Origin of the sequence: Hymenobacter cavernae, assembly GCF_014641455.1 — a bacterium.
Classification (GTDB): domain Bacteria; phylum Bacteroidota; class Bacteroidia; order Cytophagales; family Hymenobacteraceae; genus Hymenobacter; species Hymenobacter cavernae.
In genome coordinates this window covers 125,996-148,615 of sequence record NZ_BMHT01000002.1, presented here as the reverse complement: position 1 = coordinate 148,615, position 22,620 = coordinate 125,996, and the positions used below count along the sequence as shown (strand labels likewise).

The following is a 22,620-nucleotide window of genomic DNA, read 5'->3' as shown; positions in this document are numbered from 1 at the left end:
AAGGCGGGGCTTTTTGTTGGAAGACCTTCTACGCCTCAACCGGCTTCTCCTTAACGGCGAGCTGACCGCAGGCCGCGTCGATGTCTTTGCCTCGCGAGCGGCGCACGTTAGTTTGTACGCCGCGGTCGGCCAGGTACTTATGGAAAGCTACCAGCTTGTCGTCGCCGGTGTTGCGGTAGTCGGCATTCTCAATGGGGTTATACTCAATGAGATTGACTTTGCAGGGCAACCACTTCGTAATTTGGAACAGTTCCTCGGCGTCCTGCAAGGTGTCGTTGAAGTTCTCGAACACAATGTATTCGTAGGTCACTTTGCGGCCCGTTACCTGGTGGTAGTACTGCAAGGCTTCCTTCAAGGCGGCCAGCGAGTTAGCCTCGTTAATGGGCATAATCTCGTTGCGCTTAGCATCGTTCGGGGCGTGCAGACTCAAAGCTAGGTTGGCCTTCACGTCGTCGTCGGCCAGCTTCTTGATCATCTTGGCAATACCGGCCGTGCTGATGGTGATGCGGCGCGGGGCCATGTTCAGGCCATCGGGGGCCGTGATGCGCTCCACGCTTTTCACGACGTTAGCGTAGTTCAAGAGCGGCTCGCCCATGCCCATGTACACAATGTTGGTGAGTGGCGTGCCATATTGGGCTTCGCACTGCTCCCGGATGCGCACCACTTGGTCGTAAATCTCGGCCGCGTCGAGGTTGCGCTTGCGCTCCATGTAGCCCGTGGCGCAGAACTTACACGTGAGCGAGCAGCCTACCTGCGAGCTGATGCAAGCAGTCATGCGCGTATCGTGCGGGATGAGCACGCCCTCCACAATGTTGCCATCGTACAGCCGAAACGCCGACTTGATGGTACCATCGTTGGAGAGCTGCTGATTCTGCACTTTCACGCCATTGATGGCAAAGTGTTGATCCAGTAACTGCCGCGTGCTCAGCGAGATGTTGTTCATCTCCTCAAACGACGAAGCCGTGTTTTTCCATAGCCACTCCAGCACCTGCTTGGCGCGGAAAGGCTTTTCGCCGTGCTCCACCATAAAGGTTTTGAGCTCGTCGGGAGTGAGTTTGCGAATGTCGCGTTTGGTGAGTACGGGCAAGGATATCATAGCTGCAAAGATACAACGTAGCAGGCAGTTGGGTTCCCTCTGGATAGTAGAGACGCAATATTTTGCGTCTAGTCGTTGAACGACTCGCGTGCGCCGGTCCGACGCCCTAGGCGTCGGACCGGTAAGACGAACACTGCCGAATTTTATTTGCTCAACTAAAATAAATCCACCTACCTTGGCTGCATAAACTTTAGGGGTGTTCCGCCGCGCGGGACTGAGAAATACCCTTGGAACCTGATCCAGGTAATGCTGGCGAAGGGAAAAGTGAGAAGCGAGAGCCTGCGGGCAGGGGCGTGCACCTACTAAAGTTTATTGTATTGATAATCAACCAGCTAAACCTAGCTCAATGGTTTTCTACGTCAACAATAAACCGCACGAAGCCGCCGTGGAACCCACGCTGGCCGCTGCTCTCACGGAGCTACAGCTTGCCGACCAACGAGGCGTAGCGGTAGCCGTGAACGACCGGGTTGTGCCCCGCACGGATTGGGCTAGCTATGCCCTCCAGGCCCAAGACCGCATCACTGTAATTCGCGCAACGCAGGGCGGCTAGGCCGCGCATTTTCCTCTCCTTCTTTCCTACGATGAAAAAAGACCAAGCTCCCCAGCAAACGCTGGTGGAACGCGCGCCCCTGACCGGCTCGCGCAAGATCTACGTGCCCGGCCAACTCTACGACATTCGGGTGGCGATGCGCGAAATCGTCCTGACAGATACGCAACGCAAGTTCAACTTTACCAATTCCACGGAGCAGAACCCGCCCGTGACGGTGTACGACACCAGCGGCCCCTACACCGACCCTGACGTGGAAATCGACCTAAGGAAAGGGCTGCCGCGCTTGCGCGAAGAGTGGATCGTGAGCCGCGGCGACGTGGAAGAATTACCCGGCGTTTCGTCGGAGTACGGGCAGTTGCGCGCTGACGACGAGAAGCTAGACCACCTGCGCTTCGAGCACATTCGGCGGCCATATAGGGCCAAGCCGGGTCAAAATGTGACCCAGTTGCACTATGCCAAACAGGGCATCATCACGCCCGAAATGGAGTATATCGCCATTCGCGAAAACCAACGTATCGACCAAATAGCCAATGATGACGCGCTGAAAACGCAGCACGAGGGCTACAGCTTCGGGGCAAATACGCCGCATGGTTTCATCACGCCGGAGTTTGTGCGCGACGAAGTAGCGGCTGGCCGGGCCATCATCCCCTCCAATATCAACCACCCGGAGAGCGAGCCGATGATTATTGGACGCAACTTCCTGGTGAAGATTAATACCAACATCGGCAACTCGGCCGTGACGTCGAGCATTGAGGAAGAGGTAGATAAGGCCGTGTGGAGCTGCCGCTGGGGCGGCGACACGCTCATGGATTTGAGTACGGGCAAGAACATCCACGAAACGCGCGAGTGGATTATTCGCAACTGCCCGGTGCCGGTGGGCACGGTGCCGATTTATCAGGCGCTGGAAAAAGTGAACGGCAAAGCCGAGGATCTGACCTGGGAGCTGTTCCGCGACACACTCATTGAGCAGGCCGAGCAAGGTGTCGACTACTTCACCATTCATGCTGGCGTGCGCCTAGCTTACATTCCCTTGACGGCCAAGCGTGTGACGGGTATCGTGTCGCGCGGTGGCTCGATCATGGCGAAGTGGTGCCTGGCGCACCATAAGGAAAGCTTCCTCTACACGCACTTCGAGGAAATCTGCGAAATCATGAAGGCCTACGACGTGGCGTTTTCGCTTGGCGACGGTCTGCGTCCTGGTTCCATTGCTGATGCCAATGACGCGGCGCAGTTTGCGGAGCTGGAAACCCTTGGTGAGCTGACCAAAATTGCCTGGAAGCACGACATTCAGGTGATGATTGAAGGTCCCGGCCACGTGCCCATGCACCTGATTAAGCAGAACATGGACAAGCAGTTGAAGGAGTGCCATGAGGCGCCGTTCTACACCCTAGGTCCGCTCACCACCGACATTGCGCCCGGCTACGACCACATCACGTCGGCCATCGGCGCGGCGATGATTGGTTGGTTCGGTACGGCCATGCTGTGCTATGTGACGCCGAAGGAGCACCTAGGTCTGCCGAACAAAAAGGACGTGAAGGACGGCGTAATTACCTACAAAATCGCCGCCCACGCCGCCGACCTCGCCAAAGGCCACCCCGGCGCGCAGTACCGCGACAATGCCCTGAGCAAAGCTAGGTTTGAGTTCCGGTGGGAAGATCAGTTCAATCTGAGCCTCGACCCTGACACTGCCCGCGAGTACCACGACGAAACCCTGCCGGCTGAAGGCGCGAAAGTGGCGCACTTCTGCTCGATGTGCGGTCCGCATTTCTGCTCGATGAAAATTACGCAGGAAGTCCGCGACTTCGCCGCCCAGCAAGACGTGGCGACAGATGATGCCCTGACGAAAGGCTTGGCTGAAAAAGCTAGGGAGTTCGTGGAGAAGGGCAGCGAGATTTATCTGTAACCCATACAGAACATCATTTCGACTAGCGGGAGAAATGACGTTCTAACAAAAAGTTGCTGAATGCTCACGCCTCGCCCTTACGCCCTCAGCATCGCTGGCTTCGACCCTAGCGGCGGCGCTGGCTTGCTGGCTGATTGCAAAACCATGGAAGCGAACGGCGTCTATGGCCTAGGGGTGTGCACAGCTTTGACAGTGCAGAACGATGTGCAGTTTGAGCAGGTGAACTGGATGCCGGCCGCTACCATCCTTGATCAAGCGCGGCTGCTCTTTACGCGCTTCCCCGTTAAGTGGGTAAAGATCGGACTGTTTGAGAGCCTGAGTCAGTTGCCTGAACTACTAGAGTGGCTGCGGGCACAACAGCCGCGGGTACAAATTATCTGGGACCCAGTGTTGAAAGCGAGTGCTGGTTATGAATTTCATGGCCAGCCTAGCTTTGACTTAGTGCAGCGAGTATGCATACAACTCGCCTTGCTCACACCCAACCGCCCCGAAATGCTGCGCCTATGGCCAGCGGCCAGCGCCGAAGAAGCCGCATTGGCTGTCAGTGCGTTTTGCCCGGTACTGCTAAAAGGCGGCCACGCTGATGGGGAGGTTGCCACCGATATTCTCTTCGTGGATGGGGAGCAATACGCTTTCACCGCACCGCGCCTGCCGCACGGCGAGAAGCACGGCAGCGGTTGCGTGTTATCGGCGGCTATTCTGGCGAGCTTGGCGAAAGGCAATTCATTGGTAGAAGCTTGTAGCGAAGGTAAGAGTTACACTACTGCCTTCTTGGCCAGCAATGACACGCTGCTGGGCTATCACGCTGTAGCGCGGACTCTGTAGTCCGCGCCTGGAAGAATAGACGCGAACGGAAGCAAGCGCGGACTACAGAGTCCGCGCTACAAAGTAAAACCACATGCAAATCAGTCCACTTCATTATATCACTGACTCGCCCGCACTGGCCGACCTAGCTTGCCAGGGCGGAGTCGATTGGGTGCAACTGCGGGTGAAGAACCTAGCTTACGACGCTTGGGAGCAGCTCGCCCGCGAGATGCAGCAGGTGTGTCGCCAGCACGGCGCCAAGCTCATTATCAACGACAACCCGCAAATAGCGCAAGCCATCGGGGCCGATGGGGTGCACCTAGGCAAGCAAGATATGCCGCCGCAGGAAGCCCGTGCTATTCTCGGCCCCGGTTACATCATAGGCGGCACGGCCAACACCTTCGCCGATATTGAAGGCTTGGTAGCGGCTGGTGTGGACTACATCGGGCTAGGTCCATTTCGTTTCACCACCACCAAGCAGAATCTGAGCCCTATCCTAGGATTGAAGGGCTACCAAACGCTGCTGGCGCAATGCCGCGCTGCGGGTTTCGCGGTGCCGATTGTTGGCATCGGCGGCATTGTTCTGTGTGATGTAGAGGCGCTTCGCGCAACGGGCTTGCACGGCATTGCGGTAGCGGGCGCCGTGTCGGTCACGGCAGATCCGGCTGCGGCCGCCGCTAAGTTTTTAGCCGCCTTCGCCAGTTTACCCGCTTCTGTATGACGCCTCAGCCACTCACTATTGCAGGCCGCGTGTTTTCCTCGCGCCTGTTTACCGGCACCGGCAAGTTCAGCTCAGCGGTGCTCATGGAAGAAGCGTTGCTTGCTTCTGGCTCTGAGCTCGTGACGGTAGCCCTTAAGCGTGTTGATGTTGCTGATAGCCAAGATGATATTTTGCGCCACCTGGCTCACCCACAGTTCAACCTTCTGCCCAATACCTCGGGCGTGCGTACGGCCCGCGAAGCCATTTTTGCTGCCCAATTGGCCCGCGAAGCACTGGAAACCAACTGGATCAAGCTCGAAATTCACCCCGACCCCAAGTACCTGCTCCCCGACCCCTTGGAGACGCTGAAGGCCGCCGAAGAACTCGCGAAGCTAGGTTTTGTAGTGCTACCCTACATCCACGCCGACCCGGTGCTATGTAAGCGCTTGGAAGAAGTAGGCGTAGCCGCCGTGATGCCCCTAGGTTCGCCTATTGGTAGTAACAAAGGCTTGCTGACCAGAGAGTTTCTGGAAATCATTATCAGCCAGAGCCGGGTGCCAGTGGTGGTCGATGCCGGTATTGGGGCGCCTTCGCACGCTGCCGCCGCTCTCGAAATGGGCGCCGATGCGGTGCTGGTCAATACGGCTATTGCTGTGGCGGGTCAACCGGTACAAATGGCGCAGGCCTTCCGGCTGGCCGTGGAAGCGGGGCGGCTAGCATATGAGGCGCGACTTGCAGCACCCGTGGCGCATGCGGAAGCTAGTTCGCCGCTCACGGCCTTTTTGGATTAACTAAACTAGGTCATTCAAGCCCATGAGTTTCCGCCCGATCTTCGACGCACATAGCTGGGACGATGTCAAAGCCAGCATCTACGCCAAAACGGCGGCTGATGTGGAGCTAGCTTTGCGCGCTCCGAAACGCACGTTGGAAGACTTTAAAGCGCTGATTTCGCCCGCCGCTGCGCCTTACCTGGAGCGTATGGCCCAACTCAGCCACCAGCTCACGCGCAAGCGCTTCGGTAATACGGTGCAGCTGTATGTGCCTATGTACCTGTCGAATGAGTGTCAGAACATCTGTACGTACTGCGGCTTTAGCCTCGATAATAAGATTCGGCGGCGCACGCTCAGCGGAGTAGAGATGCTGCAAGAGGCAGCGGTGCTCAAAGGTTGGGGCTATGAGCACGTGCTCCTGGTGACCGGCGAGGCCAACCAAACCGTCGGCGTTGACTACCTGCACAAAGCCATTCAGGTGCTGCGCCCGCACTTTGCCCAGATTTCTATGGAGGTGCAGCCGCTAGATGAGCTTGATTATGAGTTATTAATAGTAGGAGGCTTGCATGCCGTATTAGTCTACCAAGAGACGTACCATCAGCAGGATTACAAAAAGCACCACCCGAAAGGCAAGAAGTCGAACTTCTACTACCGCCTCGAAACACCCGACCGCTTGGGCCAAGCGGGCGTGCACAAGATGGGGCTAGGGGTGCTGTTTGGGTTGGAAGACTGGCGTACCGACAGCTTCTTCACCGCCCTCCACCTCAACTACCTGGAGCGCACCTACTGGCAAACCAAGTACAGCCTCTCGTTTCCGCGCTTGCGCCCAGCTCAGGGCCTGCTCCAGCCCAAAGTCGAAATGACCGACCGCGAACTAGTGCAGCTGATTTGCGCCTACCGCTTGCTCAATGAGGAAGTTGAGCTGTCCATTTCAACCCGCGAGACGCCCACTTTCCGCGACCATATTGTGCGGCTAGGTATTACTTCCATCAGTGCCGGTTCCAAGACCAACCCCGGCGGCTACATCGTGGAACCCGAGTCATTGGAGCAATTCGAGATTTCCGACGAACGCAGCCCCCAGGAAATTGCCGCCATGCTGCGCCGCCAAGGCTACGAACCCGTCTGGAAAGATTGGGACGCCTCGCTTACGGCTTTGGCGCGCTGATTCTCAATTATATAGGTAGTTGCGCTACGAACGGCTGAATGGTGTAGAGACGCGACACTTCGCGTCTCCTGAACAGCTGAAACTGGCCAACTAGCTAAACAACATCCGCGACGATTAGACGCGAAGTGTCGCGTCTAATCGTCGCTCTAAATCAAACGTTTTCTTCTATGACCACCGCCGAACTGCGTCGCTATGACCGCCACATTCGTCTGCCGGAAATCGGGTTGGAAGGCCAGCACAAGCTGAAAGCTGCCCGTGTGCTCGTAGTAGGTTGCGGTGGCCTAGGTTGCCCGGTACTCCAGTACCTAGCTGCCGCTGGCGTAGGCAACCTAGGGTTGCTCGACTTCGACACAGTAGACGAAACCAACTTGCAGCGCCAGGTGCTTTACACCACGGCTGATGTCGGCCGGTCGAAAGCGGAAGTAGCAGCGGAAAAACTGCGGGCGCAAAATTCGCTCATCAGCGTGCAGTCGCACCTAACTCGGATAACCGCGGCTAATGCCCGTACGCTGCTGGCTGACTACGACATAGTAGTCGATTGCTCCGACAACTTTGCCACACGCTACTTGCTCAACGATGCCTGTGTGTTGCTCGGTAAGCCGCTGGTGTTCGGCGCGATTTTCAAGTTTGAAGGGCAAGTAACTGTCTTCAATTACCAGGGCGGGCCTACCTACCGCTGCCTCTTCCCCGAGCCACCGGATGAGTCACCCAATTGCTCCGAAATTGGGGTGCTAGGTGTGCTTCCGGGTATAGTGGGTACGTTGCAAGCCAACGAAGTCGTCAAGCTCATCACCGGGGTAGGGGAGGTGCTGAGCGGCCGATTACTCATCTTGGATGCGTTGCAACTCGCTTTTACTACGTTTTCTTTTGAAGCTATTTCGTCTAATCAGGTGCCTAGGGACCTAGTTGATTATCAGAGTGTCTGTGAAACGGATACGGTGCCAGAAGTCACGGCCGACGAGCTGAAGCACTGGCTTGGAGAGCAGGCAAACCTACTATTGCTTGATGTGCGTGAAGAGCACGAGTACACCGCGTACAACATCGGTGGGCGCTTAATTCCGCTAGGACAACTCGCGGCAGCTTTGCCTACTCTGGAGCGCACTCAACCTATTGTGGTGCACTGCGCCAGCGGCCGCCGTAGCCAACAAGCTGTGCGGTTGCTACAGACGCACGGCTTCGAACAAGTCGCCTCTTTGCGCAATGGCTTAGCTGATTTCTGATTTGATAGCTCGGAAGGCTGCCACCGGATCGGGAGCCTGCCACACGGCGCCGAGCACCGCCGCACCCGCGAAGCCCAGGTCTCGGGTAGTGGCTATGGTATCGGCGGTGATGCCGCCAAGCGCAAGAACTTGCGGCGTATACTGCTGCCGATACTGTAAGTTTTGCAGTTCCTCTCGCAGCAGACCTAGGTCGAAGGCGCTGCTGTAGCCTGCTTTGCTGATACTGTCGAAAATTGGGCTGAGCAGCACGTAGTCGTAGCCGTGGCGGTGCTGCTGCACTTCCTGAAGCGTGTGACAGGAAGTAGATAACGTTTGCCCTGGCTGGCGTGCGCTAGGTTGCCAACTAGCGCGCGCCCAAGCTGGTAGATGCAAGCCATGTAGCGCGTAGCGTCTTGCCAGCGCATAGTGCGAGTGCAGCACCATGCGTGGGTGAAAAACTGCTGGTATCGCCTGCAAGTATTCTTCCACACGCGCCTCGTGCCAAGCAGGCTTGCGCAGGTGAAACAACGCCAGCCCGGCTTCGAACAGCCGGATCAGCACCGCAACTTCCTCTGGGCTTTCCTCTGGTGGAGAAATAATCAAAAGCTTGAACCGCATATAAGCCAAGTACTTACTTGTGCTCTGGCAAGCGAGCAATAATGCCTGTTGGTAGGGCGCGGAGCTTGCGAGTATTGTAGTCGAAGCACAACATGCCGGTTTTGGCTCGCGCAATTTCGCGGTCATCTTGTGCTTTTACCCAGTATGCTACGTCGAAGCCGTATTTGTTTAAGTCAGCGGCGGCTAGTTGAATGTGGAGCACGTCGCCGTGGAAAGCTTCGCCTTTGTATTCAATAGCAACGTCGGCCATAATGAGACCTAGCTGTGTTTCGGGCTCAAACTCCGGCAAGCCGATGTGTTGCAGAAATTGCACCCTAGCTTCGTGTAAGATGCTGAGCAGCGCATCGTTGCCGAGGTGGGCGCCGTAGTTGAGGTCGGTGATGCGGACGGGAATCTTGACCGTGAATAAGAATGTCTCGGGGAGGGCTACTTTTACGCGGGCCATGTTATTGTATGGTTTCTACTGGTCTGTTAGGTTGAGGCAACGCAGCATCTCGCCGGCAATAGTAACTTTCAAGCGTCAGCACTAGCCTGGCAGGCGAAATGCTGCTTGTGCTGGTCTGATGTTCTAAACGAAAAAAACGAATGCAAGTAGAAGTTCGCACCACCCAAGACGGCTCCAGCACACTCTATGTGCCGGCCCTGGATGAGCACTACCATTCTACGCACGGAGCTGTGCAGGAGGCAGTGCACGTGTACCTAGGTGCTGGATTGGAGCCAGCTATGGCGAAAGGCAAGAGTCCGGTGCGGGTGTTAGAGATTGGGTTTGGTACGGGGCTGAACGCGGTGCTGACTTTGCAGCGCAGCCTCACGGCTACCGTTGCCGTCGCCTACGATACTGTAGAAAAATACCCGCTGGCGCCCGACGTCATCAGCAGCCTTCAGGCGGAGCGCTACTTGCTGAATCCGGAGTTACTAAGCTTGTATGAGCAACTGCACACTGCCGCTTGGGATGAGGCCGTGCCGCTGCTGCCGCGCTTTCTGCTGCGCAAGATTACGGGCGCTTTGCAGGAAACGCACCTAGCTTCCAATCACTACGACGTCATCTACTTCGATGCTTTTGCCCCTGAAAAGCAGCCCGATATGTGGACGGAAGAGGTGTTTGCCCAACTTTACGAAGCTGCCGCACCGGGCTGCCTGCTCACGAGCTACTGCGCGAAGGGTAGCTTCCGACGCAGCCTGAAAGCAGCCGGTTGGCTCGTAGAAAAACTGCCTGGCCCCGCGGGCAAACGGGAAATGACTCGAGCCAGCAAACAGTAGGCTGTTTGCTGCAAGCCACGCATTTGCCGCTGCAAATTCAGGATGCAGAAAACTAAACTATTGGACAAGTAATTTATAACCACTAGACATCTGACCTTAGCACCACTTGATAAGCCATGTCAATAGCCTCAGAAAGCGACCTGCTCGGAATGCAGAAAATCAGCGAAGCGGTGGGCTTAACGCTGAAACACATGCGGGAGTATGCCCGGCCGGGCATGACGGCAAAACAGCTGGATGACTACGGCGGGCAGCTGTTGCAGGAGCTAGGTGCCAAGTCGGCGCCCCGCCTGACGTATAATTTTCCGGGCTGGACGTGTATCAGCGTAAATCAGGAAGTGGCGCACGGTATTCCGTCGGCTCATAAAATCTTGAAAGAAGGTGACTTAATCAACATTGACGTGTCGGCGGAGCTAGATGGTTTTTGGTCTGATAACGGCGGCTCCTTCGTGCTAGGACAAGACCACCAGAAGCATCAACCGCTCGTGGAGGCGTCGAAGCGCATTCTGCAAAAGGCAATTTCGCAGATCAGAGGCGGCGTGAAGATTGCGGAAATTGGTCGCCTGATTGAAAACGAAGCGCGAAAGTCGGGCTACAAGGTGATTCGCAACCTCGCCGGGCACGGCATCGGCCGAAGCTTGCACGAAGCGCCGCACGATATCCTCAACTGCTACGATGGGCGCAACCGGGCCCGCTTCAAGAAGAACTCGGTGGTAGCCATCGAAACGTTCATCTCCACGGCTTCCAGCTACGCCGAGGAGCAGCAGGATGGCTGGACGCTGCTGGGCAACCGCGGCGGCTTTGTGGCCCAACACGAACACACGCTGGTCGTTACGAATGGCAAGCCCCTCATCCTGACCGCCATGAACGGCATTTGGGAGTAGCCGCAAATTTGCCGCAAACCTAGCTGCCGGACCAGGTGCCTGACCTAGGACTCCGCCTTCCCGCATTCTGCGTATGTTGCAGAAGCTATGAGTCGTAAATTTCTTGAAACGGAAAGCCCGAAGTGGGTGGAGCAGGGCATCATCAATGCCGAGCAGCAGCAGCGGCTGCTCGGGCTCTACCCGCCCGATGAAAAGGCTATCGGCTTGCTGCCCCTGCTTGGTAGTTTGCTGGTGGGCCTGAGCGCCTTGAGCTTGATTGCCGCTAACTGGCAAGGGCTGCCGGAAACGGTGCGGCTGGGCATTCTGCTGAGCGCGCTGGCCGGGAGCTATGCCGCGGGCGAGCATTTTTTGCGCCGCGGCAACCATTCCCTCGGCATTGGGCTGACGGGCCTAGGTCTGATCCTGTTCGGCGCTTCTATCATTCTGGTCAGCCAGATGTACCAGCTCATCGGCTACGACGTTACGGGGCTTGTGGCCTGGGCCGTGGCCGCTACCGCCCTCACGTACCTGTATCAGAGCCGGGCGCTGTTCATCATGACGGTGGTTATCAGCTGCATTGTGCAGGGCTACAACACGGGTCAGCTCGGCGCTTTCAGCTACGCCACGGCCGCTTTTACCGCGCTGAGCCTAGGTTATTACTGGTGGCGCCACCCCGATGCACTTCTTAGCACCGTGCTGGCAATAGGTTTGCTCTGGCAGGCGGGCTTGCTGGTGAGCTTTCTGCACATCAAAATCACCTGGTTCTTTGTGGGTGCCATGCTGATCTACACGCTCGGCGACTGGCAAAACGACCGGCCGGCGGGCCGCGCCATGCAGGGGCCGCCGATAGCGGCGGCGTTCCTGTTTATGCTAGGGCTGGCGGTTTTTGGCGAAGCAGGCAGCTACACCGATATGCTCCGGCCGCCGCTACTGGCGTACCTGGCTGCCCTGGGAGCAGTGTTTGGGTTATCATTAGTGGCTAAGCGCAAGCGCGGCCGCCTCGGTGGCGCCACCGATTGGCTGCTGCTGCTGCCCGGCTTCTACCTGCCCGGTGGGCTGCCGCTGGCTATTGCTGCGCTGGTGGTGCTGTATGCCTACACCGGCACGCTGCTCTGGCGCGCCCACCAGGAGCAAAACTCCGACCGCGTAACCCTCGGCACTGTGCTGTTCATCCTGACCACCGCCGTGGCCTACTTCAAGCTGACCTGGGGCTTCATGGATAAGTCGCTGTTTTTCCTGCTGGGCGGCGTGTTGCTGCTGGGGCTCAGCTGGTATCTGCAACGGCGGGCTGCCCAAACGCTGGCCTCTTCTGAGCCAACCGACAAACCTAGGTCTTAACTGCGCATGGCCACTCCGCTCCCCTCAAATCATCGGCGTTGGGTGCTGCTGCTCGTGGCAGCGCAGATGCTGTTTATCCTAGCCGTAGCCGCCGCCGGGTACGCCACCACCGCATACGGCCGCGTGGTTACGCTCCGCACGCTGCCCGTCGACCCGCGCGACCTGCTCTACGGCGACTACGTGCGGCTGAACTATACCATTAGCCAAGTGCCCATTTCGCTGTGGCAGGAAACTACGTTGCCGCGTCGTCGGCAGGCGGTGTACGTGGTACTGCGGCCGGCCGGTGAGGCGTACGAGGCCGTGCGCGTCTACGCTCAGGAGCCCACCGAATTGCCCGCCGATCAAATTGTGCTGCGCGGCTGGATCGAAGACCGGTATCGGCGCAGCCTGCACATTCGCTACAACCTGGAGCGCTACTACGTGCCCGAAGGCAAAGGCAAAGAGCTGGAGCGCAAAGGACGTCATCACAACATGTTAGTGCGCGTGAGCATCGCCCCGTGGGGCCAGGCCAGGATTACGGAAGCGCAGGTGCTGCCCTAGGTTTTACAAATCTTGTTGAGCCGCTCCGTAGCCCAGGGTTTAAACCCTGGGCTATTGAGTGAAAGATGCTATTTACAACCCATTTTGCTTCAGCAATTCCCGATCAGTCCGATCAAGGTCAACCAGTGCATATTTCTTTTGGTTGGTGATGCTCATCTCATCCAGCGCATCCACCAGGTTCTGGTAAGACGCTTCATTCGTAGGCTTAATAAGCACAACTGAGCCGGGTTTCCGGTGCTGCCGATCCAGTAGCAGCTGCCGCAATCCTTCTGACGCAAACGAAGTAGTGTGCAGCTCGGGCTGCGAGCGAGCATCGTTCACCCCATAGAAGTAATGCACTTGGTTGTGCTTACCTAGGATGAGCGTAAGGGCTTTGCTGGCGGGGATTTCGGAGCTGTGCTCATCTGGTTTGGGCATGTTCAGCGTCATCACGGTCGGCTTGCTGAACGTGGTGGTGAGCATGAAGAACGTGAGCAGCAGGAAAGCTAGGTCTACCATCGGCGTCATGTCGAGGCGGAAGCCCACTTTGCGGGCGCGGGGTTTGCCGTCTTTCGCGGCGGAAGCGGAGGGCTGGATTTCGGCCATATTGGTGAGTTGGTTGAGGTGAAAGATATTGGTACTCACCCAACGTAGCCACTTGCCACCGTATTGCTTTATCAATATATAACCTAGGTATAGCGGTTCATCAACCAAGGCCTAGGTTGTTAGATCGGTACTGCCAAACCGCCACACCCGCTCCGGCGTGATGCACGCGTGCAGCGGCATATCACCCGCCCAAGCATCGACAATGCGCTCAACGGGTGGCTCTAAGCTCAAACCAACTCGCAGCGCTTTCGGCCGGCATTCCAGCAAAAATCGGTCGTAAAACCCTTTCCCGTAACCTACCCGGTGACCTAGCTCATCGAAAGCCAGCAGCGGCAGCAACACCGCATCGAAGGCTGCGGGCGCTACTTCCGTCGCCCCAACCGGCTCGGGAATATGCCAGCGGTTTTCTGCCAGCGGTGTTGCGGGGGTAAGATGATAATGGCGCAGGCTAACCGTATCCGGCTGCACAACGGGCACCGCCAGTTGCATCGGCAGCTGCTCGCGCCATACCCGCTGGATAATCAGCCATGTATCCGGCTCATTCTGAGAGGTAACCGGTAGAAACAAGTGTAGCCACTGCCACTTCGTTACTTCAAAATGACGAAACAGCTGCTCGCACAGCAGCTTGCTCCGGGAGGCTAGCTCCTCGGCTGCTAAAGCACGACGGCGAGCTAGCATCTGTCGGCGGAGGTCGGCTTTGCGCACGCTATTCTTCCTCCAGAATAGCAAACTGCAGCGCCAGCGGCTCAAACGCCTCTAACAACTGCGACACAAACTGCGGATTGTTAATCAGAATGGACAGCACATTGTCTTCACGCTCTTGCAGGCTGCCGCCAGGGAATAGCTTGTCTTTCAGCGCGGTAAGCTGCGAATAAGCCGTTTCGTGCTTGGCTTCGGCGGCTTTGCTCAGGCGCTTTTCCAGGCCTGTCACGCCGCCAGCCACTTTCTGCGCTTCAGCGGCCACGGTCTTCACCAGGGTTGGGTCGAGGCGCTGGGCCAGGTCGGATATCTCTTTGAAGATGGTCGCAAGTGCCTGCTGCTGAGCAGCCAGGCTCACTTCTTCCTGACCAAGAGCGGCGCCTACTTGCTTCTTCAGCTCGGACAGCGGCTTAAACAAATCGACTGGTGTCAGACCTAGCTTGCGGAGCTTGCCCGCGTTAGCGCGACCTAGGTACAGGGCAGAATTGCGCGGCAGCAGGATCGGGAAAGGCATCCCGTTATCGGCGAATACCTGTTTGAGCTGAAACCAGTAAGCGACTTCCGCACCGCCACCCACGTAGCACAGGTTCGGTAGCAGAATCTCTTGATACAGAGGGCGCAACACTACGTTCGGGCTAAACTGCTCCGGGTGCTGCTGGGCTAGGGTTAGCAGCTCTTCCTGGCTGTAACATCGGCTGGTGTTGCGCACCGCAATACAGTCGTCCTCGGGTTCCAGTCGCTCCCGTTTGCCTTCTTCCGTGATGAAGAACAGATTGATTGGCCGTGAGTAAACCTGGGGCTTGTAGCCGGCCTCTTCCAATTGATCATCAGTAACTTGCACGGCCTGGTTCGAAGCTTGCTCCCGAATTTCACGCTCCAATACAGGCACGAAGGTCTGCTTCAGCGCGGCATCGTCGCCATCAAGGCTGACCAAACCTAGCTCCCCAAACAGCGCGTGCGTGAGCTTGCGCGTCGCCTCCGTCAGCGTCGCCGATTCACGATATGCTTCGTGGAATAACGCTGGCACATCAGCGGGCAATTGATCCAGAATAGCTTCTGCCAGGCCACCTAGATTTAAGCGCCCTACCGGCCCACCGATGTTGTCGGCCGCCCATTCGTAGCGTTTGCCGAACAGGTTGAAGTGGTTGATTTCGGCAAAATCGTGGTCTTCCGTCGCCATCCAGTACACCGGCACGAAATCGTACTGCGGGTAGCGTTCCTTCAACTGCTGACACAACTTAATGGCCGTCACGATTTTATAAACAAAGTACAGCGGTCCGGTGAGCAAGTTCAGCTGATGCCCGGTAACTACCGTGAACGTAGTGTCTTTTTCCAGCAGACCTAGGTTGGCCGCTACGCTGGGGTGTACATCAGCCAGGCTGGCGTATTGCTCCCGCAGCGCCGCAACCAGGCGCTGACGCGCCTCGGGCGAGTAGGCTTGCTTCTTCTCCTCAATCTGAGCCTCAAACGCTTCCAGCGTTGGAAAGCGCTGATAATAAGGCTGGAGCGCTGGGTGCTGAGCCAGGTAATCCGTAAGCAGCGAGGAAAAAGCGCCGGTTGTTTTATAGTCGAGGTGATGAAGAGGCATGACGAAAGTCAGAGGGTGCAGGTGCAAAAGTCCGCAAAAAAAAAGCAGACCCGCGTTGGGTCTGCTTTTGCAACGGGTTCCAAGCAGAACCCGCGAGTGTCGTAAATGTTCCTTCGAGCGGTTGTAGCGCGGAGCTAGCTTACACCAGCGTGCCGTACAAGTCGAAGTCCGAGGCGTCATTGATCTGCACCGTGGCAAAATCTCCGATGCGCACGTACGTATCAGGCGTGGCGGGCACCAGCACTTCGTTGTCTACTTCGGGCGAGTCGTACTGCGTACGACCCACAAAGTAGCCGCTCTCTTTGCGGTCAAAGAGTACTTTGTAGGTCTGACCTACTTTTTCCTCGTTCATTTCCAGCGAGATACCTTGCTGAAGCTCCATGATCTGGTCGGCGCGGTCCTGCTTCACCTCGGCGGGCACGTTGTCTTCCAGCGTATACGAATGGGTGCTTTCCTCGTGCGAGTAAGTGAAGATACCTAGCCGGTCGAAGCGCGTTTGGGCCACGAAATCATACAGCTCCTCGAAATCCTGCTGCGTCTCGCCGGGGTGACCGGCAATCAGCGTCGTACGCAAAGCAATGTCCGGCACGCGCTGGCGGATGGTATCCACCAGCTCAATCGTGCGGCGCTTCGAGATGCCCCGACGCATGGTTTTCAGCATGTTATCCGAAATATGCTGCAAGGGCATATCCAGGTACTTGCAGATGTTCTCGCGCTCAGCCATCACATCCAGCGCATCCAACGGGAACTGCGACGGATAGGCGTACTGCAAACGAATCCAGTCGATGCCGGGCACGTCGGAGAGGTGGCGCATCAGGTCGGCCAGCTTCCGCTCGCCGTAGTGTTGCAGGCCGTAGTAGGTGAGGTCTTGGGCAATGAGAATCAGCTCCTTAGTGCCCATGCTGGCGAGGCGCTTGGCTTCGCGTACCAGATCCTCAATCGGCCGATCAACGTGCTTGCCGCGCATCAGCGGAATGGCGCAGAACGAGCACGGGCGGTTGCAGCCTTCCGCAATCTTGAAGTAAGCGTAGTGCTTGGGCGTCGTAATCAGCCGCTCGCCTACCAGCTCGTGCTTGTAGTCAGCGTTGAGCACCTTCAGCATCTGCGGCAGCTCCAGCGTACCGAAATAAGCATCAACCTGCGGAATCTCCACCTCCAGGTCGTCTTTGTAGCGTTGAGAGAGGCAGCCAGTTACGTACAACTTTTCCAAGCGGCCGGCTTCCTTCTCGTCGGCGTAGCGCAAAATAGTATCAATGCTTTCCTGCTTGGCATTATCGATAAAGCCGCAGGTATTGATAATCACAATGTTAGCGTCGGACTGCTCGGCTTCGTGTGTTACCTCGAATTGGTTGGCTTGTAGTTGCCCCATGAGAACCTCCGAGTCGACCACGTTCTTCGAGCAACCTAGGGTAATGACGTTTACTTTATTGGCCTGCTGGCTTCTAACTTTCACAGTACTGCTGAATTGATATGATTTGAGCTAAGGCTGAGAACAGAAAACTAGTTCCCTCCTTGTTGCAAGGTGAGAACTAGTTTTTACCGATAGCAATAGCTTTTACTGCTTGGAAAACAACGAGTTGACAAACGTGCGACGGTCGAAAAGCTGCAAGTCGGTCATCTTTTCGCCCACCCCGATGTAGCGCACGGGGATGTTGAACTGGTCGGAGATGCCAATAACCACACCGCCTTTGGCCGTGCCGTCGAGCTTGGTAATAGCCAGGGCCGAAACCTCGGTGGCCTTGGTAAATTCTTTGGCCTGTAAAAAAGCATTCTGCCCGGTGCTGCCATCCAGTACGAGCAGAACTTCGTGCGGCGCATCCGGAATCACCTTCTGCATCACGCGCTTAATCTTCGATAGCTCGTTCATGAGATTCACCTTGTTGTGCAGGCGGCCGGCGGTGTCGATAATCACTACATCTGCCTGCATCTCAACGCCTTTCTGCACCGCGTCGTAGGCGACGGACGCCGGATCGGTGTTCATGCCGTGCGAAATAACCGGTACCCCCACGCGCTGCCCCCAGATAATCAGCTGGTCGACAGCGGCGGCCCGGAACGTATCGGCGGCACCTAGCACCACCTTCTTGCCGGCCGAGTGGAAGCGGTGGGCTAGCTTACCAATGGTCGTGGTTTTGCCCACGCCGTTCACCCCAACCACCATAATCACGAAAGGCGCGCCGGTGTTGTCCGGTCGCTCCAGCACGGCCGTTGAGCCGGAGTTGTTATCCGACAGCAGGTCGGCAATTTCTTCGCGCAGAATGCGGTCCAGCTCGCCGGTGCTCACGTATTTGTCGCGGGCCACCCGATCTTCGATGCGCTTGATAACCTTTACAGTAGTATCAATGCCCACGTCGGCATGCACGAGCACGCCTTCCAAGTCGTCGAGCACTTCTTCGTCGACCTTAGATTTGCCGACAACAGCCTTGCTGAGCTGGTTGAAGAAGCTGGTTTTGGTCTTTTCCAGACCTCTATCCAGCGACTCCTGCTGCTCCTTGCTTTCCTTGTCCTTCTTGAAAAAGTCGAAAAGTCCCATGTAGTTCGGGGGTAGCGCGAAGCTCCAGCTTCGCGTGTCGTTGCTGAGAGTGAACGACCAATGTAACAGCTAGGAGCTAGCCGTTCAACGATGCGCGAAGCTGGAGCTTCGCGCTACAACGCAAAAAAGTCCCACGCTGGCGGGACTTCTTCACTTCAGGTAAAACGCCATCAGGCGAAGCCTACTTGACTCCGGTGGTCAGGTACTCCTGAACTTTGTCAACGGGCACCATTTCCTCGCGGAACGTGTAGGCGCCAGTCTTGTCAGATTTCACGGCGCGAATGACTTTTGCCCAGTCTTTGCCCGTTGCGGTTTTCAGGGTTGCTACTACTTTCTTAGCCATTGCTCAGCTTACTTGATTTCCTTGTGAACGGTCATCTTCTTGAGCACGGGGTTGAATTTCTTCAATTCGATGCGCTCAGGCGTATTCTTACGATTCTTCGTGGTAATGTAGCGCGAGGTACCCGGCTGTCCCGAGTTCTTGTGCTCGGTGCACTCGAGGATTACCTGCACCCGGTTTCCTTTCTTAGCCATCTCGACTGGGTTTTTTGGATTAAGGACTGCAAAGGTACGGCGTTTTTTGAAATTATCAAATAGTCAGCCGGCTATGTACTTTATTTATAAGCTGCTGGTTCTCTGAAACGCACGTACTCGGCACCTGACGGCTCAGGCAGGCACCTAAAAAAGCGGCAACGAAACGAGCAGCTACATCCGAGGATGCGGGCTTGTTCCGTTGCCGGTAAAGCGGTCAGGAGAAAGCGGCTTGTATAAGACCTAGGTCTTGCGCTGCGAAGCTCCTGAAGGGAAAGCTAGTAGACGATGAAGCCTTGCTCCTTGGCCTTCTTCAACACGGCCATGATGCCGTTCTTGTTGATGGTACGGATAGTAGAGGCAGCAACTTTCAACGTTACCCAAGCATCTTGCTCCGGAATGTAGAAGCGCTTTTTCTGCAAGTTCGGGTAGAACTTACGCTTGGTTTTGTTGTTGGCGTGCGAAACGTTGTTGCCTACGCGGGTACGCTTGCCGGTCAGATCACAAACTCGGGCCATGATATTTAGAGACTTAGAGGTTTCAATGCTGGAAAAAGGGACGCAAATATCGGTAAAAGTCTGACAAGACCAAACTCCTAAGCTGAAAAATAGCAGGTTAGCTAGGTTGGAAGCTCAAGAACGCGGCTTTTTTTCCTTGCGAAATCCCCACGGACAGTGCCGACAGCCGCTTTGGCAGCAGTAGCCGCGCCGCAAATGATATTGCTCGGTGAAGACTATATAACCTTCCGGCGTGAGGTAATAATCACCGGGTTGCAGCGGTTGCGGCGTGACGTTGGGCATAATAGAAGGCCGCAAGATACAACCTGACGCGAACTTAGGAACGCTATTTGGATGGAGCCGCGCCAGTACTATCTGCTTAAGGTAAAGCAGCTTTTATCGTATCCGACGGCTTCAGTATATGGTTAAAATTATACTAACAGGTGCTTTTATCCTGGTAGCGAGTGTTTGTAGTTCCGCGCAGCAGTGCCTTGCTGATAAGCCAGTGCTAACAGCGCACGCTGATTTGCCTGAGATGGAACAAGCTATCCGGGTGAAAAAACAGCTTGATGCAGTCATCGCTGCGCCAATACTGCGGGCCCACCGCTCATTGCCCCACACCAAGCAACGCTACCTGCTCGGTCTTGAATCGGATGAGAAGCTTCTCCTGACGGCTCGCATTTTCGACAAAAGCGGTGTGTTCGAGCAGGTGTTTGCGGAGGTACAGGATTGGTCGCGTGATTCTATAACTGCGGTAATCGTCAGTGATTTAGATACAGTCAGGGAATACCAGGAAGGACAGGTTATCACGTTCTCGGAGAAGCACGTACTGGACTGGATTATTACCCGGTCCGACGGTTCGGAAGAGGGAAACTTCGTTGGTAAATACATCGCTAGTCTTCAGCAGTAAAGCTAGCTATACATTCAGAGTTCTACTTTGGAATGTTCTTCAAGTCCTGAAGTGAGCCGCTGCTCTGAAATTTTACTTTGCTGTCTTTGGGGTTCTGCTTGCCGGCCGCTACCGTGATGGTGCCGGTTAGGTTGTAAGGTGTCTTCTTGGCTTTAAACAAGGTTTTGAACGCCACTTTCGGCATGGCTTTGGGCTCAAATTTCACGTGGATGGGCATCAGCTCGGTGCCACGCTTGCGGAAGGATACGTCCTTGGTTTCCACGCCTTTCACCTGCATGTCGTCGCTGATACGGAAGTCGTAGGCGACATTCTTCACGGTGAAGGGGAAGGGGTTGTAGTTAGTCACTTTGATGGTGATGGTGGCTTGGCCGTCCTTCAAACCTAGGTGAGTCACGTCGATGTCGGCAATTTCGAAGTGCGGCAGTTTCGGCACGTAGATGCGCTTGCTGACCCGCACCGGAATCTTCTCGGTGCCGAGCAGCGGCAGATGCGTGTACATATCCATCGTCATGGCCACGTCGACACAGTCGCGCTGGATGGATTTTATCTTGTGCGCCACCTTGCTAAGGTCCATGTTCACGGGAATGCTGAGCGTGCTCATACCACTGCTTTGCACCACCGTCGGCTGGTCTTTGGCCCCGCGACTGATGGCCGTGCCGTCGATGTAAGTCACGTAGCGGAAGCTGTCCACCTTCATCGTCAGGGGCACATTATTGCGGAGCTGCACGCGCATCTGGGCCTTCAGCGAATCGGGTGTGATGTTACCGGTCTGCATACTAACGTTGCTCAGGGTTGGGAGCAGGTCTTTGCCGCGGTTCGTTGCAAAATAGCCAACCACGCCGGCCACTACGAGCAGCAAAAGCAGGATCAAGAGGGTATTCCGGATGGGGTGACTTTTTCTACGGTAGTTGCGGTTGCTGGAGGAGCGGGAGGCCATACAGAGGGGATTATAGCAAACTAGGCACTGCGCCGGGAAAGCTAGGTTGAATGCGGTTGAGCTTCAGTGCTTTATTCGCTGTTGGTAGAGGTACGGGGCACAGCGTGTCTAGGGTTATTGTTGAGGTAGTGTAAAATTGAGTAGTCAGCCCTGCGTGCGCTTTTTCCGTAAGTTTGAGCCTACCGCTCTCGTAGCCCTTCCCACCAATTTACTCTTCTCTTTATGGACGCTACTTCTGCTACCGCCAGCCGCAGCCAGGCGATAATGGCTCTCGAAGACCGCTATGGCGCCCACAACTATCATCCGCTGCCCGTGGTGCTTAGCCGGGGCGAAGGCGTGCACCTGTGGGACGTGGAAGGCAAACGATACTACGATTTTCTTTCGGCGTACTCGGCTGTTAATCAAGGCCATTGTCATCCGCGCATCATCGGGGCGCTGACGGAGCAGGCGCAAAAGCTGACCCTCACCTCGCGGGCTTTTTTCAACGACCAACTCGGTGAAGCGGAAAAACAGCTCTGTGAATTATTTAACTATGACAAGGCGCTGCTGATGAACTCGGGCGCCGAAGCCGTGGAAACTGCCCTGAAGCTAGCCCGCAAATGGGGCTACCAGGAAAAGTGGATTGCCCCGAACCAGGCGCGCATTATAGTAGCTGAGCACAACTTTCACGGCCGCACTACGGGCATCATCTCCTTCAGCACCGACCGCGAAAGCACCGGCGGGTTTGGGCCGTATAACCCTGGCTATCAGGTGGTGCCTTACGATGACCTAGGTGCGCTGGAAGAAGCCGTGAAAGATCCGCACGTATGTGCTTTCCTCGTTGAGCCGATTCAGGGGGAAGCGGGGGTGATGGTGCCTTCGGAAGGTTACCTGGCCAAAGCCTACGACATCTGCCAGGCGCACAAGGTGTTGTTTATTGCTGATGAAATTCAGACAGGGCTAGGTCGCACGGGCAAGCTGCTGGCGACGGATTACGAAAGCGTGCACGCCGATATTCTGGTGCTGGGCAAAGCGCTATCGGGTGGCGTGCTGCCAGTGTCGGCGGTGCTGGCCCGCGACGAAATTATGCTCACCATCCAGCCGGGGCAGCATGGCTCCACGTTTGGCGGTAATCCGCTGGCCTGCGCCGTGTTGCGCGCCGCGCTGAACGTAGTGCAGGAAGAAAAGCTGGCCGACAATGCGGCAAACCTAGGTGAGCTATTCCGCGAACGGATGCGCCAGGTGCAGGCCAAGCGCCCGCAGGTAATTGAAGAAGTGCGCGGCAAAGGCCTGCTCAACGCAGTGGTTATCACGCCTTTCGAGGATGGTCGCACCGCCTGGGATGTGTGCGTGGCGCTGATGGAACGCGGCGTGCTGGCTAAGCCAACGCACGGCGACATCATTCGCTTTGCCCCGCCGCTGGTTATCACCGAAGAGCAGCTGCACGAAGCCTGCGACGTTATCGAGCAGGTCATCCTGGCTTTCTAGTTGCCGGCAACCTAGGTTTCAAACTCAGGCTCCACAAGCGCTTCATTCCTAATTGAGCGGGCTTCCCTACGAT

The 22,620-nt window shown here is 56.3% G+C and carries 26 protein-coding genes and 1 riboswitch; of the genes, 13 read left to right on the top strand and 13 right to left on the bottom strand.

Annotation, left to right across the window (positions count from 1 at the left end; all coding sequences use genetic code 11):
• Positions 1 to 28: 28 nt before the first annotated feature.
• Positions 29 to 1,096, bottom strand: coding sequence for a dual-specificity RNA methyltransferase RlmN (gene rlmN, locus IEX74_RS05055; protein WP_188811677.1), 1,068 nt, complete (start codon positions 1,094 to 1,096; stop codon positions 29 to 31).
• Between the two features lie 182 nt (positions 1,097 to 1,278).
• Positions 1,279 to 1,374: riboswitch (TPP riboswitch) on the top strand.
• Positions 1,375 to 1,442: 68 nt separating this feature from the next.
• Here rlmN and thiS point away from each other — a divergent pair.
• The 7 genes from thiS to moeB all read left to right on the top strand — a co-directional run bounded on the left by thiS (position 1,443) and on the right by moeB (position 8,208).
• A complete protein-coding gene (gene thiS / locus IEX74_RS05050; protein WP_188811675.1) occupies positions 1,443 to 1,646 on the top strand; it encodes a sulfur carrier protein ThiS in 204 nt (67 codons plus the stop codon).
• 31 nt (positions 1,647 to 1,677) lie between these two features.
• Positions 1,678 to 3,549 carry a phosphomethylpyrimidine synthase ThiC gene (gene thiC, locus IEX74_RS05045; RefSeq protein ID WP_188811673.1) on the top strand — a complete coding sequence of 624 codons (1,872 nt, stop codon included), beginning with the start codon at positions 1,678 to 1,680 and terminating at the stop codon, positions 3,547 to 3,549.
• 60 nt (positions 3,550 to 3,609) lie between these two features.
• Complete coding sequence (locus tag IEX74_RS05040) at positions 3,610 to 4,374, top strand: hydroxymethylpyrimidine/phosphomethylpyrimidine kinase (protein WP_188811671.1); 765 nt, start codon at positions 3,610 to 3,612, stop codon at positions 4,372 to 4,374.
• Positions 4,375 to 4,447: 73 nt separating this feature from the next.
• Complete coding sequence (locus IEX74_RS05035; RefSeq protein ID WP_188811669.1) at positions 4,448 to 5,074, top strand: thiamine phosphate synthase; 627 nt, start codon at positions 4,448 to 4,450, stop codon at positions 5,072 to 5,074.
• Complete coding sequence (locus IEX74_RS05030) at positions 5,071 to 5,844, top strand: thiazole synthase (RefSeq protein ID WP_188811667.1); 774 nt, start codon at positions 5,071 to 5,073, stop codon at positions 5,842 to 5,844. The genes IEX74_RS05035 and IEX74_RS05030 overlap by 4 nt, the downstream gene beginning before the upstream one ends.
• A 22-nt stretch (positions 5,845 to 5,866) precedes the next feature.
• Positions 5,867 to 6,988, top strand: coding sequence for a 2-iminoacetate synthase ThiH (thiH, locus tag IEX74_RS05025; RefSeq protein WP_188811665.1), 1,122 nt, complete (start codon positions 5,867 to 5,869; stop codon positions 6,986 to 6,988).
• A 167-nt stretch (positions 6,989 to 7,155) separates the two neighbouring features.
• On the top strand, positions 7,156 to 8,208 hold the full coding sequence (moeB, locus tag IEX74_RS05020) for a HesA/MoeB/ThiF family protein (protein WP_188811663.1): 1,053 nt from the start codon (positions 7,156 to 7,158) through the stop codon (positions 8,206 to 8,208).
• Here moeB and IEX74_RS05015 read toward each other — a convergent pair.
• Positions 8,194 to 8,805 (bottom strand): thiamine phosphate synthase, encoded by a 612-nt coding sequence (locus IEX74_RS05015; RefSeq protein WP_188811661.1) that lies wholly within the window; start codon positions 8,803 to 8,805, stop codon positions 8,194 to 8,196. The genes moeB and IEX74_RS05015 overlap by 15 nt on opposite strands.
• A 13-nt stretch (positions 8,806 to 8,818) precedes the next feature.
• The gene (locus tag IEX74_RS05010; protein ID WP_188811659.1) at positions 8,819 to 9,250 is read right to left on the bottom strand and encodes a thioesterase family protein; all 432 of its coding nucleotides are present in this window, start codon (positions 9,248 to 9,250) and stop codon (positions 8,819 to 8,821) included.
• Between the two features lie 140 nt (positions 9,251 to 9,390).
• Here IEX74_RS05010 and mnmC2 point away from each other — a divergent pair, with 140 nt between their 5' ends.
• From mnmC2 to IEX74_RS04990, 4 genes are all read left to right on the top strand, one after another.
• Positions 9,391 to 10,065 (top strand): tRNA (5-methylaminomethyl-2-thiouridine)(34)-methyltransferase MnmC2, encoded by a 675-nt coding sequence (gene mnmC2, locus IEX74_RS05005; RefSeq protein ID WP_188811656.1) that lies wholly within the window; start codon positions 9,391 to 9,393, stop codon positions 10,063 to 10,065.
• 116 nt (positions 10,066 to 10,181) lie between these two features.
• Positions 10,182 to 10,946: a type I methionyl aminopeptidase gene (gene map / locus IEX74_RS05000; protein ID WP_188811654.1), complete on the top strand. Its 765-nt coding sequence runs from the start codon at positions 10,182 to 10,184 to the stop codon at positions 10,944 to 10,946.
• 87 nt (positions 10,947 to 11,033) lie between these two features.
• Positions 11,034 to 12,263, top strand: coding sequence for a DUF2157 domain-containing protein (locus tag IEX74_RS04995; protein WP_188811652.1), 1,230 nt, complete (start codon positions 11,034 to 11,036; stop codon positions 12,261 to 12,263).
• Positions 12,264 to 12,269: 6 nt separating this feature from the next.
• Entirely contained in the window at positions 12,270 to 12,803 is a 534-nt protein-coding gene (locus IEX74_RS04990; protein WP_188811650.1) for a GDYXXLXY domain-containing protein, read from the top strand.
• A gap of 72 nt (positions 12,804 to 12,875) precedes the next feature.
• Here the strand turns inward: IEX74_RS04990 and IEX74_RS04985 are convergent, their stop codons facing one another.
• The 9 genes from IEX74_RS04985 to IEX74_RS04945 form a co-directional block, all read right to left on the bottom strand.
• Positions 12,876 to 13,463, bottom strand: coding sequence for an ExbD/TolR family protein (locus IEX74_RS04985; RefSeq protein ID WP_229755125.1), 588 nt, complete (start codon positions 13,461 to 13,463; stop codon positions 12,876 to 12,878).
• A gap of 36 nt (positions 13,464 to 13,499) precedes the next feature.
• Positions 13,500 to 14,093, bottom strand: coding sequence for a 5-formyltetrahydrofolate cyclo-ligase (locus IEX74_RS04980; protein ID WP_188811648.1), 594 nt, complete (start codon positions 14,091 to 14,093; stop codon positions 13,500 to 13,502).
• A 1-nt stretch (position 14,094) separates the two neighbouring features.
• Positions 14,095 to 15,675, bottom strand: coding sequence for a bacillithiol biosynthesis cysteine-adding enzyme BshC (gene bshC, locus IEX74_RS04975; RefSeq protein ID WP_188811646.1), 1,581 nt, complete (start codon positions 15,673 to 15,675; stop codon positions 14,095 to 14,097).
• Between the two features lie 139 nt (positions 15,676 to 15,814).
• On the bottom strand, positions 15,815 to 17,128 hold the full coding sequence (rimO, locus tag IEX74_RS04970; protein ID WP_188811644.1) for a 30S ribosomal protein S12 methylthiotransferase RimO: 1,314 nt from the start codon (positions 17,126 to 17,128) through the stop codon (positions 15,815 to 15,817).
• A gap of 102 nt (positions 17,129 to 17,230) precedes the next feature.
• Entirely contained in the window at positions 17,231 to 18,205 is a 975-nt protein-coding gene (ftsY, locus tag IEX74_RS04965) for a signal recognition particle-docking protein FtsY (protein ID WP_188811636.1), read from the bottom strand.
• Positions 18,206 to 18,386: 181 nt separating this feature from the next.
• Positions 18,387 to 18,548, bottom strand: a complete 162-nt coding sequence (locus IEX74_RS04960; RefSeq protein WP_188811634.1) for a DUF4295 domain-containing protein — start codon at positions 18,546 to 18,548, stop codon at positions 18,387 to 18,389.
• An 8-nt stretch (positions 18,549 to 18,556) separates the two neighbouring features.
• Positions 18,557 to 18,739 (bottom strand): 50S ribosomal protein L33, encoded by a 183-nt coding sequence (gene rpmG / locus IEX74_RS04955; RefSeq protein ID WP_045689232.1) that lies wholly within the window; start codon positions 18,737 to 18,739, stop codon positions 18,557 to 18,559.
• A 275-nt stretch (positions 18,740 to 19,014) separates the two neighbouring features.
• Complete coding sequence (gene rpmB / locus IEX74_RS04950; protein WP_188811633.1) at positions 19,015 to 19,254, bottom strand: 50S ribosomal protein L28; 240 nt, start codon at positions 19,252 to 19,254, stop codon at positions 19,015 to 19,017.
• Positions 19,255 to 19,368: 114 nt separating this feature from the next.
• A complete protein-coding gene (locus IEX74_RS04945; RefSeq protein ID WP_188811631.1) occupies positions 19,369 to 19,536 on the bottom strand; it encodes a C1orf53 family protein in 168 nt (55 codons plus the stop codon).
• A gap of 232 nt (positions 19,537 to 19,768) precedes the next feature.
• On the opposite strand from IEX74_RS04945, the gene IEX74_RS04940 reads away from it, so the two are divergent.
• The gene (locus tag IEX74_RS04940; RefSeq protein WP_188811629.1) at positions 19,769 to 20,143 is read left to right on the top strand and encodes a hypothetical protein; all 375 of its coding nucleotides are present in this window, start codon (positions 19,769 to 19,771) and stop codon (positions 20,141 to 20,143) included.
• 22 nt (positions 20,144 to 20,165) lie between these two features.
• Here IEX74_RS04940 and IEX74_RS04935 read toward each other — a convergent pair whose 3' ends face one another.
• Positions 20,166 to 21,080 carry an LEA type 2 family protein gene (locus IEX74_RS04935; RefSeq protein ID WP_188811627.1) on the bottom strand — a complete coding sequence of 305 codons (915 nt, stop codon included), beginning with the start codon at positions 21,078 to 21,080 and terminating at the stop codon, positions 20,166 to 20,168.
• Between the two features lie 222 nt (positions 21,081 to 21,302).
• Here IEX74_RS04935 and rocD point away from each other — a divergent pair, with 222 nt between their 5' ends.
• Complete coding sequence (gene rocD, locus IEX74_RS04930) at positions 21,303 to 22,547, top strand: ornithine--oxo-acid transaminase (protein ID WP_188811625.1); 1,245 nt, start codon at positions 21,303 to 21,305, stop codon at positions 22,545 to 22,547.
• Positions 22,548 to 22,620: the final 73 nt, after the last annotated feature.

Bases quoted from the DNA above. Each gene is read 5' to 3' on its own strand.
- mnmC2 (WP_188811656.1), top strand. From the start codon at position 9,391: ATGCAAGTAGAAGTTCGCACCACCCAAGACGGCTCCAGCACACTCTAT.
- ftsY (WP_188811636.1), bottom strand. From the start codon at position 18,205: ATGGGACTTTTCGACTTTTTCAAGAAGGACAAGGAAAGCAAGGAGCAG.
- map (WP_188811654.1), top strand. From the start codon at position 10,182: ATGTCAATAGCCTCAGAAAGCGACCTGCTCGGAATGCAGAAAATCAGC.
- rocD (WP_188811625.1), top strand. From the start codon at position 21,303: ATGGACGCTACTTCTGCTACCGCCAGCCGCAGCCAGGCGATAATGGCT.
- IEX74_RS05010 (WP_188811659.1), bottom strand. From the start codon at position 9,250: ATGGCCCGCGTAAAAGTAGCCCTCCCCGAGACATTCTTATTCACGGTC.
- IEX74_RS04935 (WP_188811627.1), bottom strand. From the start codon at position 21,080: ATGGCCTCCCGCTCCTCCAGCAACCGCAACTACCGTAGAAAAAGTCAC.
- IEX74_RS05040 (WP_188811671.1), top strand. From the start codon at position 3,610: ATGCTCACGCCTCGCCCTTACGCCCTCAGCATCGCTGGCTTCGACCCT.
- IEX74_RS05015 (WP_188811661.1), bottom strand. From the start codon at position 8,805: ATGCGGTTCAAGCTTTTGATTATTTCTCCACCAGAGGAAAGCCCAGAG.
- IEX74_RS04940 (WP_188811629.1), top strand. From the start codon at position 19,769: ATGGAACAAGCTATCCGGGTGAAAAAACAGCTTGATGCAGTCATCGCT.
- moeB (WP_188811663.1), top strand. From the start codon at position 7,156: ATGACCACCGCCGAACTGCGTCGCTATGACCGCCACATTCGTCTGCCG.
- thiC (WP_188811673.1), top strand. From the start codon at position 1,678: ATGAAAAAAGACCAAGCTCCCCAGCAAACGCTGGTGGAACGCGCGCCC.
- IEX74_RS04995 (WP_188811652.1), top strand. From the start codon at position 11,034: ATGAGTCGTAAATTTCTTGAAACGGAAAGCCCGAAGTGGGTGGAGCAG.
- IEX74_RS04945 (WP_188811631.1), bottom strand. From the start codon at position 19,536: ATGCCCAACGTCACGCCGCAACCGCTGCAACCCGGTGATTATTACCTC.
- thiH (WP_188811665.1), top strand. From the start codon at position 5,867: ATGAGTTTCCGCCCGATCTTCGACGCACATAGCTGGGACGATGTCAAA.
- IEX74_RS04990 (WP_188811650.1), top strand. From the start codon at position 12,270: ATGGCCACTCCGCTCCCCTCAAATCATCGGCGTTGGGTGCTGCTGCTC.
- IEX74_RS05030 (WP_188811667.1), top strand. From the start codon at position 5,071: ATGACGCCTCAGCCACTCACTATTGCAGGCCGCGTGTTTTCCTCGCGC.
- rlmN (WP_188811677.1), bottom strand. From the start codon at position 1,096: ATGATATCCTTGCCCGTACTCACCAAACGCGACATTCGCAAACTCACT.
- rpmB (WP_188811633.1), bottom strand. From the start codon at position 19,254: ATGGCCCGAGTTTGTGATCTGACCGGCAAGCGTACCCGCGTAGGCAAC.
- rpmG (WP_045689232.1), bottom strand. From the start codon at position 18,739: ATGGCTAAGAAAGGAAACCGGGTGCAGGTAATCCTCGAGTGCACCGAG.
- IEX74_RS04960 (WP_188811634.1), bottom strand. From the start codon at position 18,548: ATGGCTAAGAAAGTAGTAGCAACCCTGAAAACCGCAACGGGCAAAGAC.
- thiS (WP_188811675.1), top strand. From the start codon at position 1,443: ATGGTTTTCTACGTCAACAATAAACCGCACGAAGCCGCCGTGGAACCC.
- IEX74_RS05035 (WP_188811669.1), top strand. From the start codon at position 4,448: ATGCAAATCAGTCCACTTCATTATATCACTGACTCGCCCGCACTGGCC.
- bshC (WP_188811646.1), bottom strand. From the start codon at position 15,675: ATGCCTCTTCATCACCTCGACTATAAAACAACCGGCGCTTTTTCCTCG.